Annotated in this window: 9 protein-coding genes; 6 read left to right on the top strand and 3 right to left on the bottom strand. The window is 58.2% G+C overall.

Annotated features, from left to right (window positions below):
- Nucleotides 1-51: 51 nt before the first annotated feature.
- Nucleotides 52-2556 carry a TonB-dependent receptor gene (locus tag KYK14_RS19380; protein ID WP_219161186.1) on the bottom strand — a complete coding sequence of 835 codons (2505 nt, stop codon included), beginning with the start codon at nucleotides 2554-2556 and terminating at the stop codon, nucleotides 52-54.
- Between the two features lie 330 nt (nucleotides 2557-2886).
- Here KYK14_RS19380 and KYK14_RS19375 point away from each other — a divergent pair, with 330 nt between their 5' ends.
- Nucleotides 2887-4017, top strand: a complete 1131-nt coding sequence (locus KYK14_RS19375; RefSeq protein WP_219161183.1) for a sensor histidine kinase — start codon at nucleotides 2887-2889, stop codon at nucleotides 4015-4017.
- 4 nt (nucleotides 4018-4021) lie between these two features.
- Entirely contained in the window at nucleotides 4022-4765 is a 744-nt protein-coding gene (locus tag KYK14_RS19370; RefSeq protein WP_246601945.1) for a LytR/AlgR family response regulator transcription factor, read from the top strand.
- Nucleotides 4766-4855: 90 nt separating this feature from the next.
- On the opposite strand, the gene wrbA is transcribed toward KYK14_RS19370, so the two are convergent.
- Entirely contained in the window at nucleotides 4856-5467 is a 612-nt protein-coding gene (gene wrbA / locus KYK14_RS19365) for an NAD(P)H:quinone oxidoreductase (RefSeq protein ID WP_185281424.1), read from the bottom strand.
- A 344-nt stretch (nucleotides 5468-5811) separates the two neighbouring features.
- Between wrbA and KYK14_RS19360 the strand changes: the two genes are divergently transcribed.
- From KYK14_RS19360 to KYK14_RS19350, 3 genes are read left to right on the top strand one after another with little or no spacing between them, the layout of a single operon-like run.
- Nucleotides 5812-6492, top strand: a complete 681-nt coding sequence (locus KYK14_RS19360) for an RNA polymerase sigma factor (RefSeq protein WP_219161180.1) — start codon at nucleotides 5812-5814, stop codon at nucleotides 6490-6492.
- Complete coding sequence (locus tag KYK14_RS19355; RefSeq protein ID WP_219161178.1) at nucleotides 6473-8110, top strand: hypothetical protein; 1638 nt, start codon at nucleotides 6473-6475, stop codon at nucleotides 8108-8110. Before KYK14_RS19360 ends, KYK14_RS19355 begins: the two co-directional genes overlap by 20 nt.
- 34 nt (nucleotides 8111-8144) lie before the next feature.
- Nucleotides 8145-8480: a DUF6970 domain-containing protein gene (locus KYK14_RS19350; RefSeq protein WP_246601944.1), complete on the top strand. Its 336-nt coding sequence runs from the start codon at nucleotides 8145-8147 to the stop codon at nucleotides 8478-8480.
- Nucleotides 8481-8755: 275 nt separating this feature from the next.
- Here the strand turns inward: KYK14_RS19350 and KYK14_RS19345 are convergent, their stop codons facing one another.
- Nucleotides 8756-11089 carry an amylo-alpha-1,6-glucosidase gene (locus KYK14_RS19345; protein ID WP_219161175.1) on the bottom strand — a complete coding sequence of 778 codons (2334 nt, stop codon included), beginning with the start codon at nucleotides 11087-11089 and terminating at the stop codon, nucleotides 8756-8758.
- A gap of 303 nt (nucleotides 11090-11392) precedes the next feature.
- Here KYK14_RS19345 and KYK14_RS19340 point away from each other — a divergent pair, with 303 nt between their 5' ends.
- Nucleotides 11393-14134, top strand: coding sequence for a hybrid sensor histidine kinase/response regulator (locus KYK14_RS19340; protein WP_219161172.1), 2742 nt, complete (start codon nucleotides 11393-11395; stop codon nucleotides 14132-14134).
- Nucleotides 14135-14153 lie beyond the last annotated feature (19 nt).

The raw sequence follows: 14153 nt of genomic DNA, 5'->3' as shown, positions 1-14153 counted from the left end.
ACGTTTTTCAATCCACCATTTCACAACTTCACAAACTCACAACTTCGCTACTCACCCTCCCTGCTGGCCGCTGCTGCCGCTTTTGCTGTCGTTGTTTTGGATGCTGCGACGGCGGCGTTGTGGTGCGCCTGAGTCTACCTTGCCAAAGCGGTAGCTGAACGACAGCCGCACGCTGCGCTGGTAGCTGAAGAAGTTGCTGCGGCTAACGAAGTTGGGGGTGGTAGTGGTATTGCGGAAGTTGATGCCGCTTTGCAGGAACGTATTGGCATTCAGGGTCAGGTCGGCTTTGTCATTGAGGAAGGTGCGCTTCAGACCCAGCGAATAATAGTAGTAGCCCGAGTTGCGCGACTGAAGCTGCACCCAGCCGGCGTAGTAACCGGCGTAGAACTGCGCCGTGTACTTCTCCTTGAACTTGTACGAAGAGTTGGCGCTGACATTATAGAGAAAACGGCTGCTAGTGCGGTTCAAGGCCACGCTTTTCAGATGCACGTAATTCAAATCCACGTTGCCACCTATCTGTAGACCTTTCACGGGCCGCACCGAGGCATAGAGGTTGGAGCCGATGGTGCTGCTGTTAGCAATGTTCTGGAAGGTAGATTCGCTACGAGCAAGGGTATCGTTGTACGTCAGCACCGACTCGATGGAGTTGTTGGTGCGCCGCCCGTAGAGCGAGAGCGTAAGCGACGACTTCTCGGAATACGTGTTGTAGGAAACATCCAGGTTCTGGGTCAGTTCGGGGCGCAGCTCGGGGTTGCCGTAGGAAATGTTGCGCGGGTCGGTCTGGTTGACGTAGGGGTTCAGGAAGTAAATCTGGGGGCGCTGAATGCGGCGGGCATACGTGAGGCCCAGCGTTTGCCCATCCTTTTTCAGGTTGCGGGTGGCGCTTAGGGTAGGCAGCACATTCAGGTAGTCGTTGCGAAACCGACCATTCTCACCCACAAACTCACCTTTGATGTCCGTGTACTCAGCCCGTGTGCCCAGCGTGAAGCTATACTTTTTGCCCAGGCTGAAGCCCAGGCTACCGTACGCCGCCAACACGTTCTGCCGGTAGTCGAAAGCATTGGAACGAAGGTCATTTCGGGCGAAATCCGTCTGCTGGCCCGTGCGCAGCGTATCCAAGTCGTAGTCGCTATTTACCTGACGCAGAATAGCTTTGGCGCCGGTTTCCAGCGTGGTCTTGCCCTTGAAGGGGTGCACGTAGTCGGTTTGGATGGTGGTTTCGCGGTTCAGGGCCAGGTTTTCGCTTCGCTCCTGGTATTCCAGCGGGTTGCCGTTTTCCACTAATTCGGGAGCACGAAACTGATCGAGCGTATAGTTCTGGCGTGAGCGGCTCACAGAGTGCTGCCCTAGCACGCTCCACTCGCGGCGGGGCTGGTCCTTGAACGTGCGCGTGTAGCCGGCACTCACATCGTAGTTGCGCGAGGGCGTGCGCTGCCGGATATCGCGTGTGTATAGCGTGTCTAGGCTGTTGTATTGTTCCAACTGAGGCAGCACTCGGTACTCATTGAACAGGTCTTGGTCGTTGACGGAGTGATAGGCGTTGCCGGTGAAGTCCAGCGTGAAGCCGCTCTGCTCGGTGGGGTCGAAGGTAAGTCCTACCTTGCCAAAGCCTCCACCGCCGCGCGACTTGTTTTCCGTATTCTGGGTGAGTTGGCCAATGGCCCCATCCAGGTAGTCGGTGCGGGAGCTATTGCTGCGGCCGGGGTATTGGTTGTAAAAACCGCTGAGGCTGCTGGTGAAGCCTACCTTGCCACGGCGGGCATTCAGGGCGCCGTTCAGGTTCTGGTTGCGGTTGCCTACTGCGACACCCACGCGCCCGTTCACGCCCTGCAACGAGTTCTTCTTCAATACAATATTCACTACTCCGCCTGTGCCCTCGGCATCGTACTTGGCCGATGGGGTAGTGAGCACCTCCACGGCTTTGATCTGGTCGGCCGGAATCTGCTTGAGCGCTTCGGCCAAGTTGCCAGCCAGGATGGCCGAGGGCTTGTTGTTGATAAGCACGCGCAGGTTGCTGGAACCGCGTAGCTGCACGTTGCCGTCGGCGTCCACGTTCAGCAGGGGCGTTTTGCGTAGTACATCGGAGGCGGTGCCGCCGGTGTTGGTAGCGTCGGCCTCGGCATTGTATACAATGCGGTCGGGACGGGCTTCTACGAGCGGCTTTTCGCCTACCACCGTTACCTCGCCTAATTTCTGCGAGGTGGCCGCCAGCGTTAGTTGGCCCATGTCCTTGGCGGTGGCACCTAGCGTCACGGTTTCGGTGCGGCTGGTGTAGCCCACAAAGCTGACCACCAGCCGGTAGGTGCCAGCCGGAGCCGTCAGCACAAAGCTGCCTTTCTCGTCGCAGGCCGCGCCGGCTACGGGTTTATCGCCGGTAGGGGGTAGGAGGGCCACCGTGGCAAACGGCACGGGCTGCTTATTCGCCTCGTCGAGCACGGTGCCTGTGAGGCGAGTAGAGGTGCTCTGGGCCGTAGATGTCGGCGCCGAATGGGCCTGTACGGTATGGCCGTAGCCAAGTGCGCTGGCAAGCAGCAAATAGGTAATGTAATGCTTCATACAACTATAAAAAGGAAGGCGATAAAGAGCACGATAAGGAGCAACCGGGCCAAGGATTCAGAAAGGATAAATTAGGTTGCACCGGCTAGCCAACGCCAAACATAGATCAATTGTGATATAGACGATGTTAAATTTATATAAACTCACTACGCGGGCTTATCAAAGTGCTAATTGCTTCAATAAAAGGCAGTAAAGTCCTACTAATTAGGCCTGTTGATTTCGTTGAAAGAAGTAGGCCATCTGGTACGGCGTGGGCTTAGTTCGTTGAAAATTAACTGGACATAAAGCGCTAGTTTGTTATTTGTGACGGCCTACCCCCGTGCTTCGCTTATGTCCCTTTCGCTTTCTGCTACTGCGGCCGTGCGCCACCGGCTACGGCCCTGGTTACCCGCATGGCTGCCACTTCGGCCGTGGCCCCATGTGGTGTGGCTGGCGCTGCTGCTGTTCACCGATTTTCAGCTGTGGTACGGCCAATTTGGCCTGTACTACCAGGAAACTGAAACCGGCTGGCATTTTCTGCTGAAAGCGCTGTGGGTGGATGTGGTGGATTGCGCGCTGTTTTACTTTAACTGGATCGTATTGTCGCGCCTGCTCCCGGCGCGGCGGCTGGTGCTGTATGCCGGCGCGGTGGTAGGGGGCGTGCTGGTGTTTGCCGCGTTGCGCATCGGCCTCAGCGTATTCTATGCTGAGGGGGTGCAGCAGTTCAAGCTTGCTGAACACGTGCGAATGCTCAGCAACTACCATTTGGGGCTAGGGCTACTGATTATAATTCTCAGCGGCAGCCTGCGCCTGGCCGTCGACTACCTAGAGGAGCGCGACAACCGCCGCGAGTTGCAGGCCCAGCATCTGGTCACGGAGTTGTCGTTGCTGAAAGCGCAGGTAAACCCGCATTTTCTGTTCAATACCCTCAACAATATCTATGCCCTCACGCTGCAACATTCGCCCCGTGCCCCCGAGGCCGTCTTGCGTCTGTCCGAAATTATGCGCTACGTGCTCTACGAAAGTGGCGCCGATACCGTGCCGCTAGCCAGGGAACTGACGCACCTGCGCGGCTTCCTGGATTTGCAGCGTCTGCGCTTGCCCGGCAACGCCGCGGAGGCCGTGCAGCTGCACATAGTCCTGTCGCCCGGTGCCGACTACGTGTTTCCAATAGCACCCATGCTGCTGTTGCCGCTAGTTGAGAATGCCTTCAAGCACGGCCACTTGCTGGCGCCGGCGCCTGCTATCCGGCTAGATCTGGAAGTAGATGCGGCCGGCGCGTTGTGTTTTACGGTGCGCAATGCAGTGGCCGCGTCGCCAGCAGCTCCGCTGGAAGCGCCCGGTGGGGTAGGGCTACCCAACCTGCGGCGGCGGTTGGCGCTACTGTATCCGCAGCGCCATGCGTTAACCATCAGCACCACCGAGCAAGCGTATTGTGCTACCCTCACGGTGCAGCTACGCCCCACGGCCGTTATCTTATAAGTCTATGGAAAGCTCTTCTGCGTTACGTGTACTGTCCTGCGTCCTCATCGACGACGAGCCGCTGGCCCTGGATGTGCTGGCTAGCTATTGCGCCCAGCTGCCATTTTTGGCCGTACAAGCCCAGTTTCACGATGCCGCGGCGGCGCTGGCATTCCTTCGCACGCACCCCGTCGATGTAATTTTTCTGGATATCCAGATGCCCGGCCTCAATGGGTTGCACCTAGCTCAATTGTTACCCGCGCCTGCCTCGCGCATCATCTTCACCACTGCCTACGACCAATACGCCGTGCGCAGCTACGAGCTGAACGCCACTGATTATCTGCTGAAACCTGTGGCGTTCGAGCGGTTTGTGCAGGCTGTGAGCAAGGTATACGGCGGCGCAGAGCGCAACGAACCAGCACTTCCCGCATTGCCAGTAGAGCCGCCACCCGAGGCTATTTTGGTGCGACATGATGGCCAGCTCCGCCGGGTAGCCTTCACCGAAATTCAGTATATCGAAGGCCGAAAGGAGTACCTGCTGATACATACCACCCAAGGTAAGCTGCTCACGTTGCAGTCGTTTCGGCGGGCCGAGGAAGTGCTGCCGCCCGCCCGGTTCGTGCGTATTCACCGCTCCTACCTTATTGCCCTGGCGCATGTGGAGTACCTGGAGCGCGGCCGAGTGCGGGTAGCTGGGCAGCTCCTCCCCATTGGCGACACCTACCGCGAAGTACTGTTGGAGCGGTTGAGGGGGTATCAGCAGTTGTGAGGGTAGGGAAGTTTGAAAACAGTAAAAGGCCGTCCTGCTGAGCAGGACGGCCTTTTTATTGGAGGCTCTCACGCCTCAAAAAGCATTGGCTTACGAAGCCAGTTTCTTGGCAATCTGGGCAGTGTGCTTGCCCTGGAAGCGGGCACCTTCCAACTCGTTTTCGCTGGGCTGCCGCTCGCCCTGGCCACCGGCCACGGTGCTGGCGCCATAAGGCGTGCCGCCAGTTACTTCTTCGTGGCCCATCTGGCCCTGCCAGGCGTAGGGTAGGCCCACCAGAATAATGCCGTGGTGCAGCAGCGCCGTGTGCATGGCCCGGATGGTGGTTTCCTGACCGCCGTGCTGGGTAGCTGTGCTTACAAAAGCGCCGCCCACTTTGCCTACCAGTGCACCTTTTGCCCACAGGCCGCCGGTGCTATCGAGATAGGCTTGTATCTGGCCGCACATGTTGCCGTAGCGGGTAGGGGTACCCAGGATGATGGCGTCGTACTCCGTCAATTCGTCGGGGGTGGCTACTGGTACGTGGGCAAAAGCTTTCTGCGCTTCGGTGGCGCCTATTTTATCGAGCACTTCCTGAGGTAGGGTTTCGGGAACGCGCTTTATCACTACTTCATTGCCGTCTACTTCGCGGGCGCCTTCGGCAATAGCTTCAGCCAGTTTATACACGTGGCCATACGTGGAGTAGAATAGGATGAGCGTTTTCATGGGCAGAATAAAAAGTGAAGAAAAGGACAGTTGAACCGGCAACCACCGGCAAGACAATATATGTACATACATTAAATAGTGCTATATAGTTGTGCTACTTGAATTTAGTTTATTTTTAAAATTCTGATAATGAAAGAGTTGATAAATAAAATGCCGTAACTATATTATCGTTTGCAACCTTGCCCAGGGTAGGTAGCATCTACCACACACAATCGTTAGCCACGCCCTTTATCTGCTTCCTATTTTACTGTTCCGCGTTGTATGTTGCATCCGTACTGCTGCCCCTGCGCCTTTCAAGCTATTTCTGTAAACTCTATTGCTGCCTGCCCTGGTAGCCTGGCCCGATGAGTGCGCTAGCTAGTGCTATTGGGGTTTCGGGGGCGTTGCGCGGACTGCTCAGCCGACAAACGGCCGAAGAGCTACCCGCACCAACCGCCGCCGTGCGCCGCCTGACGCCCCCCGCCCAACTCACCGAAGCCGAGCTGATTGACGGTTGCCTGAATGGTAGCCGGCTGATGCAAAAGCACCTCTACGAGCGGTTTGCGGCGCGTATGATGGCCGTGTGCCTGCGCTACGCCCAAACCACTTTCGAGGCCGAAGACGTATTACAGGAAGGCTTTCTGACGGTATTTAAGAACCTGGGTAGTTTCCGGCGGGAGTGCCCGCTGGAGTTCTGGATCCGGCGCATTATGGTGAATGCCGCCCTGCGCCAGCACCGCCGCAACATGCCCCTGGTAGCGGTAAGCGACGGTGGCGACTACCCCGAAGACCTAGCTGGGGAAGAATTTGTACTGGCTAACTATGCCTTTGAAGACCTACTGAGCATCGTGCAAGAGTTGGCCCCGCGCTACCGCATGGTGTTCAACCTGTTTGCCATCGAAGGCTACAGCCACAAAGAAATTGGGGAGATGCTGGGCATCTCCGAGGGCACCAGCAAATCGCAATACTCGCGGGCCCGCGTTATTTTGAAGACTAAACTTGAGCGCCTCGACGCGCAACATTCTCATGGGCACCTCCGCAAATAAAGCCGCCCCCACCTCTCCGGACCCCCGGCCTACCGGCGACCTGGAGTACCTGTTCCGGCAAAAGCTGGGCGAGGCCGAAGTCGCGCCCCGCTTCCAGCTGTGGGAGCAGCTCGATCACGACCTACTGGTTCAACAAAACGAAGCCTACCGCAAGCGGCTACTGATGCACCGCTGGGTAGCGGCTGCCTGTGTGCTGCTGCTATTGAGCGTGGGCGGTTGGCTAGGCGTACAGCAGCTACAACCCTCTATCTCCCCAGAACTAGCCGGCACCACCCCCGCCGACCGTACCGCCACCGATTATTCCGCTACTGCCGCTGGGCGCCGGGCTGCCGCGGCACAAGCTGGCTCCCTGGCAGAAGCCGGAACTGTACCAGCAGCTCAGGAAGATGAATTGAACATGGCCGCTGGGCTTGAGAAAACAGCTGGCAGCAATCAACTGCTGGCCGCGTTGTCGCAGCCGGAAGGGGGTTTGATGGAGGAGGGTGCTTACACCAAGGGGCAACAGGTTGGCGCTGGTGCCGGCGCTTCCGCTGGGTTTGCTAATACGTTCTCGCGCAACGGCTCGCCGGTGTTTGCCGCGTATACGCCCGCTACTACCGAGGCTAACTACAGTATCAAAGCGGGTGCTAGCACCTGGGATTTACTTACGGCGCGGGCAGCGCGGTTGGGCTCGGCCCTGGGCCGCTTCACTCACCCCGATACGCTGAAGCCTTCCTTGCTGGCCACGCCGCCCATGCTGGCGGCCGTGATGCCACCGATGGGAGAAGAAGAGAAAAAGAATAAAGCGTTGGGCGGCTGGCGCTTCGGCGGCTCGCACGCTGTATCGGCTTTCAACCCCAACATCAACTTCGCGCAGGCCAGCGCCCAAAGTACTTCTTCTGCCATCAACAACTTGGCAATGCTGGATAGCAGGGGCGTGCAAAACGTGGCCTACGAAACCGGTGCTGCTGAGTACCGCCAAAACCTGCGCGCTGGGGTAGGACAGCGTATGGCCCTCACGGCGGCCCGCTCTGTGGGCAAGCACTGGGTGCTGCTGGCCGGCGTAGAAGCCGCCGAGTACCGCGCCTCCTCCGAAACGTCGTTTTCGTCGGTAGCGCAGAGCGAAACGGCATTTGCCGGTCGCGCTACGGCTGCATACGCGGTTCCGGATAACTCCTTCGCGAATAATTATGTGGCGGCCCGCCCCGCCGTGGCCTACACGGCCACGCCGCGCGCCACTTCCTACCGCTACCGCACGGTGGGCGTGCCCGTGGCTGCTCGCTACGGTTCGCAGAAAACAGGGGTGTCGCTCTACGCCAAGGTAGGCGCTGCTGTGGACCTGCTGCTGGGTAGCCGGGTAGAGGTAGCCGACGAAGCTGCCGCCACGCGGGACTACTCGCTAAGCACTGCCGATTCGCCCTACCGTCAGGTGATTGCCACGGTGCGCGGCGGTGGCGGCGTACAGTACCGTCCGGCTGGCGCCACCTGGGCCATCTTGGCCGGCCCTACCGCCGAAGCCGGCCTCACTACCCTCAACCGCGACCCAGCTCAGGCGCTGCTGCGCCGCTCGCGGCCGTACATGGTAGGGGTAGAAGCCAGCGTAGAGTTTGGCGGCGGCAAGGCCGTGACCGTGCATTAGTAACTCATTCTTCGCATAGCGCCTTTATTGACCTATGAAATCCATGCTGGCTTTGCTGAGCCTGAGTCTATTGCTGGTAGAATGTAGTAAAGACGACAGCGTGCCCAATGCTATTCAGGCTAAGATTGCCGAATTGAAGAAGAACCCCAAGCAGAATCCGCCCGCCGTGGTATACAGCTACCTCTACCACGGGCAGGTTGTCTACACAATCTCCAGCGACTGTTGCGACCAGTTCAATTACCTGTACGATAAAGACCTAACTATCATTTGCGCCCCCAGTGGTGGCCTCACCGGCCGCGGCGACGGCCGCTGTCCCGACTTTGCTACCGCTGCCACCCAGGAGCACTTGCTATGGCGTGACTCCCGCTAAAAGCTGGTTGCGTTATACCGGTGGGCCGTTGAAAGGGTGTAGAGACACATACTTGCGTCTCATCGTTGAACGAGATGGCGCACGCGACGAGACGCAAGTATGCGTCTCTACACGTTCATAGACGAGACTCAAACAGCCTCTAAGGTATCAGATTCTCTCAATCTATTATGTCTATCTCTAGTAGCGTATTGCTAGTTTATTATCAATAAGAAGCCCCACGTAGTGTACTACGTGAGGCTTCATGCGTTCAGGCGAATTTCGCCTAGGCAGACTATTCAGTAGCTAATAGCTTGCTCATGATAGGTGCTGAGGCTCTTTAAATTAGGCTGCAGATAGGGCACAGCAAAGTGCGTACCTTCAAAAAAGATGTTCTGCTTTTGCAGTTGCGCTTGCAGGGTAGGGCTGGCGGTGCGTGTAAGCTGCTGAATAGTTTTACCATGCTGGTCAACTACGGTTACTTCTAGTGTTGCGCCCGTGTGTCGCGCTTGCAGCGTGGCACCGGCCGGCAGCGACACCGCAACCTCCTCAAAGCCGGGCAGCGAAAACCGCATGGTAAGCGCCACGCCCACCGCCTGCACGGAGTACGTACTGGTAGCCCCGGTTTGATAGTGCGCCCGCAACTGCCCCGCGCCTACAGCCACGGCAAAGGCTACATCCGTCAACGCGGAGGGTAGGCACGGCCGAACAACGACTTCATTGCGCAGCATATCGGGCCGTATGCCCAGGAAATACTGGTACCACACGCGTAGCTGCTCAGCATTAGACCACGCCTGCAAGAACGTGCCCGAGGGCTTGCCCCGCGTTTGGCCAGGGCGGGGTAGGGCATCGGCGTTTTCGCTGAGGCTACCCACGGCGCCCTCGGCCAGCGCCTGGTGGTTCATGCGCTCAAACAGCTGGTAGGCAATGTCAGGCTGATTTTCTTCCAGCATCCGCTGCATGGCCATGCCGTTGTTCCAAAGCCAGACGGTGCCGTTGTGGTAGGCCGCGTCTTTGTGGTAGTAGTGCCAGTTTTCGTGGTAGGGGTGGAAATCCAGGTCGTGCTGACTGAGCGAGGCCACGCCCCACGGGTACACCAGCTCCTGCCACACCAGCTTAGTGAGTTGCATCCGGCGTGCCGGGTCGGGCACCAGGGAGTAGGCATAGAGCTGGTTAGGCCGCAGTTGAAAGTCGCGCTGGCCGGTGGCGGTGAGGCGGTCGGCCATGTGGGGGTGCTGGGCATCGAAAAAATCCTGCGGAAACTGCTGCTTCACCTTGGCCGCCACGGCGCGCCACTGGCGGGCGCTGGCGTCGTCGTGCAGGTAGTCGGCTAGTTGGGCGCTGGCTTGCAACTGCTCATACCACAGCGCCTGAATATCGTTGGCGCGGTTGCCGCGGGGCGAAAGCGGCGTTACGTTCTTGATTTTGGCGTCCATCCACGTATCGGCATCGTCGTGGGTGAGGTAGCCGTGGGCGTCTACCCAATACTTCAGCGAGCCTTCGGCGGCGCGCTTCACGGCCGGGTAAAACTCTCGGATGGCGGCCGTGTCGCCGGAGTAGCGCAGGTAATCGAGCATTTCGATAACGAAGCGCGGCGTGCCGTCAGTGGTATTGTAGATGATGTCGTCGGGGCGGGCACGGTTGGGCACACGGCCGTAGTCTTTCGAGGTAGGATCGAGGTTCTGGAACTTAGCAAACGACAGCAGAATCTTCTTAGCCGTCTCAAACTGCCCCGTTACGAGGCAGGCGCCGGGTAGGGAAATGAACAGGTCGCGGCCCCAGTAATCGTTGAACCACGGCAGGCCCGCGTAGATGCCCCAGCCCTGCTGGTTGGTCACCAGCTCGTCGGTGGTCAGCAGCAGCCAGGGTAGGGCTTTGTCGAGCTGGGGGCTGTTGGTGGCAATGGGGTTCGTGTTGGCTACCAACGTGTTCATCCGTCGCCGGCGCTGCTGTAGCCACGCCTCGTGGTGCGCCCGAAACTGCCCTAGCAATGCCCGCGCTTCGTCTTTGGAATGACCATACACCAACACGAATCCGCCGCTGGCGGCCGCAGTGCTTAAGGCACCGTTTTGCACCGTTATAGCCGCAGGCTGCCACGGCGCCACCAGAATGCGGTGGGTAGGCGCTTCTTTCGGAATCAGCCACAAGCCCTCGGGTGCGTCTGCTTCAACTGTCGTCAGGTCGCCGGCGGGGCGCCAGGTGAGCTGCTGCCCGTTGACGTTCGTAAGCTGGATACCTACTACCCGTTGATTATCATAAAGATATAGCTCTTCGGTGGCAGCGGCAAAGGTGCGTTGCAGCTTGTAGGGGTACACGCGTACGCGGGCCGACTGGCGGTCCAGTGGGGTGCCATCCAGTAGCAGTTCGTAGTCGTGTAGTACGCGGTGAGTGGCAATGTTCCAGCCGGCGTGCCAGGCCGGCTGCTCGTTGGCGTGGGTGGTGGCGTAGTAGTAGCCCGACTGCTTATCGGTAAACGAAAACTCGCGGTTCTCGGCGGGCGTCACGTCGATGGCTAGCTGATCGAGGAGCATGGAGGGAGTAAGGGCAAGAGTGGCTACACGCGAATGGGTAGGGCTGCACGTGGTCAGCAGCAACCCCGCTAATACGGTGGCCAGGTAGGCAAGTGTTTTCATGAAAGGCACGTGGCAAAAGGTAGCGCAAAGATCAGCTGTGGGCGTCGTATGCACAGAAAGCCGAGGAAAATGGCAAGGCAACAGGAGACAGTTAACGAGTAGTTACAAGCGAAATTTTTCGCATAAGAAGACAGGTCTAATGCTATAATTAGCAACTTTTATACATATAAAATAATGTAATAATTATAATTATATGAAATCGTAAATTTTTATTAATTAATGGTTTAGGTTAAGATTATTGACTTATTTATGTTTTAAGCTATGCTTATATTTGTGGCCAGTTTCCTTTGTAATTTATATTCTATGACCAGTGCTTCTAAGCATGTTACAGTGCCAACAGAGTCGTCTTTTTCGCCGGAAAGCGAACAGCTGTGGCGTGGATGGGCCGAGAAGCATATCATAGAATTGGAGCAAGCAGTGGCAGCCGCGCAGGCGCAGGCGCAGTTGCAGGAAGCTCGCTTTCAGGCACTCCTACAAGCGCTGCCGGGGCACGCTATAGTAGCCACAGCCAGCGGCGAAGTAGTGGCCACTAACGACCAGAGCCGTGCGTTGCTGGCATCAACCCAGGGTCAATTGCCCGAGCAGTTGCTCCATGTGCTACGTACTGCACCACATACGGCCGCGCAGCCACTTGCAATAGCCGATAGCCACTACGAAGCGACAGCCCAGCCAGCCGGCGCCGAAACGGTGCTGTACCTGCACGATACCACCGCCTTGCGCTGCGCCGAGGCGGCCCTGGTTACGCAGCAAGAGTTTTACGAAACCATTTTGCATGCGCTACCGGTACAGGTAGCCGTATTCGATGCCGCATACCGGTTTTCCTTCGTAAACGTAGCGAGTATGGCATCGCCAGAGGTGCGGGCTTGGGTTATCGGGAAGGATAACTTTGCTTACTGCGCACACCGGCAGCGGCCCCGCGAGGTGGCCGTACGCAGGCAGGAGCATTTCGACCATGTGGTGGGCACCCGGAAGGCGGCTATGTGGGAAGAAGTAGAGGGCATAACCGGCGAAAAACGATACCTGCAACGGCAATACCTGCCTGTATTTGCCTCCGATGGCTCCCTGCGCATGGTCGTGGGTATGGGGGTAGACGTGACGGAGCAGCGCCGGATGGAAAAACAATTGGTCGATCAGCGGACCTTCTACGAATTTGTGCTGGACCATTTGCCTACCGATGTAGGCGTATTTGACAGCCAGTTTCGCTATCTGTTTGTGAATGCCCGCGGCATTAAAGACCCGGAGATGCGCAAATGGGTGATAGGCAAAGACAATCTCGCGTATTTCAAGCGCACCGGCCGACCAGATGAAATGGGCCACGAGCGGCAGGCTCAGCTGGAGCACGCGGCCCGCACCCGCGAGCTGGTTACCTATGAAGAAACCTTCACGCGGCCCGACGGCGACCGGCACCTGCTGCGCTGCCTGCAACCCGTTTTTCATGCCGATGGCTCCCTGAACCTAATTCTGGGCTACGGCCTGGATGTGACAGAACGTGTGGCCACGGAGCGCGCCCTGCGCCACGCCAAAATCACGGCTGAGTCGGCGGTGCGGGCACGGGAACTGTTTCTGGCCAACATGAGCCACGAGATTCGCACGCCCATGAATGCCATTCTGGGCATGAGTCAGCTGCTGGCCAAAACGCCGCTTACTCCCAGCCAGAGCAGTTACCGGGAGGCCATTACCACCTCAGCCGAAAACCTGCTTGTCATCATCAACGACATTCTGGACCTCTCGAAGCTGGAAGCGGGCAAAATGACGCTGGAGCAGGTAGGGTTTGGTCCCACGTTGCTGCTAGACCAGGTAGAGCAAACCCTGCGCTACAAAGCTGCTGAAAAAGGCCTGCGTCTGCGCACAGAGCTGGATGAGCGCCTACCCCAGGTATTGCTCGGCGACCCATACCGCATCACGCAAGTGCTGCTGAACCTGGCCGGCAACGCCATCAAGTTCACGGAGCGCGGGGAGGTGGTGGTAGCCTGCCAGGTGCTAACTACCCTACCATCGGCCACTGGGGTAGAGATACTGTTTCGGGTGACGGATACGGGTGTGGGCATCGAGCCGGAGTTTCTGGCGCGTATTTTCCAGGAGTTCAGCCAGGAAGACGCCTCTGTGACGCGCAAGTTTGGTGGCACTGGCCTGGGCCTGTCTATCTGCCGCAACTTGGTGAAGCTGATGGGCGGCGATGTGCGGGTGAGTAGTCAGAAAAACCAGGGTACGGTGGTGGAGTTTTCGCTATGCCTACCCGTTGGCACTACCACCGACCTGCTACCCCAAACGATACTACCCGAAGACAGCTCGATCCGCCAGAACCTGCGCTACAAGCACGTGCTGTTGGTGGAAGACAACCGCTTCAACCGTCAGATTGCCCGCACGTTCCTGCAACAAGCCCAGGTGCAGGTAACCGAAGCCGAAAATGGCGAGCAGGCCGTGGAGCTGGCCCTAGCACAGCCCTTCGACCTGATTCTGATGGATATTCAGATGCCGGTGCTGGATGGCTACGGGGCCACTGCCGCGCTACGCCAGCAACTCCAGATTACTACCCCCATCATCGCCCTCACGGCCAACGCCATTAAGGGAGAGCGGGAAAAGTGCTTGGCGGCGGGCATGAATGGCTACCTGGCTAAGCCCTTCCAGGAAACAGCTTTGTTGCAGGTGGTGAGCGAGTGGATGGCTCCGCACCATGCGGCGCCCATACCGGTGCCCGCGCCGCCCCTGTTCCGGGTAGACGAGCTGCTCAGGCTTGGACAGGGCGACCAGGAGTTTGTGACGTTTATGCTGGAAACCTTCCTGGAAAGCAGCGAGGAAATTCTGTTGGAGCTGACCCAGGGTTTGCAAGAAGGCAACCTGACCCGCTTGAAAACGGCTGCTCACACGCTCAAGCCCGGCCTGACGCACCTCGGGGTAGACCACCTGATACCGCCTGTGGCAGAGCTGGACCAGTGGCAGGAAGAGTTCCAGCGCGACGCCCTCACAGCGCTGGTTATGACCATTGCCCCACCCCTGCGCGAAGTGCTGGACGCCATGCGCGCCTACCTGGTCATGCCAGAGTAGGTAGGCGTTGTAAGCAAAC

The sequence above is a fragment of the Hymenobacter profundi genome, assembly GCF_019334315.1.
GTDB classification, from domain to species: domain Bacteria; phylum Bacteroidota; class Bacteroidia; order Cytophagales; family Hymenobacteraceae; genus Hymenobacter; species Hymenobacter profundi.
The sequence above is the reverse complement of the archived record's forward strand: the minus strand, read 5'-3'. Positions and strand labels throughout refer to the sequence as shown.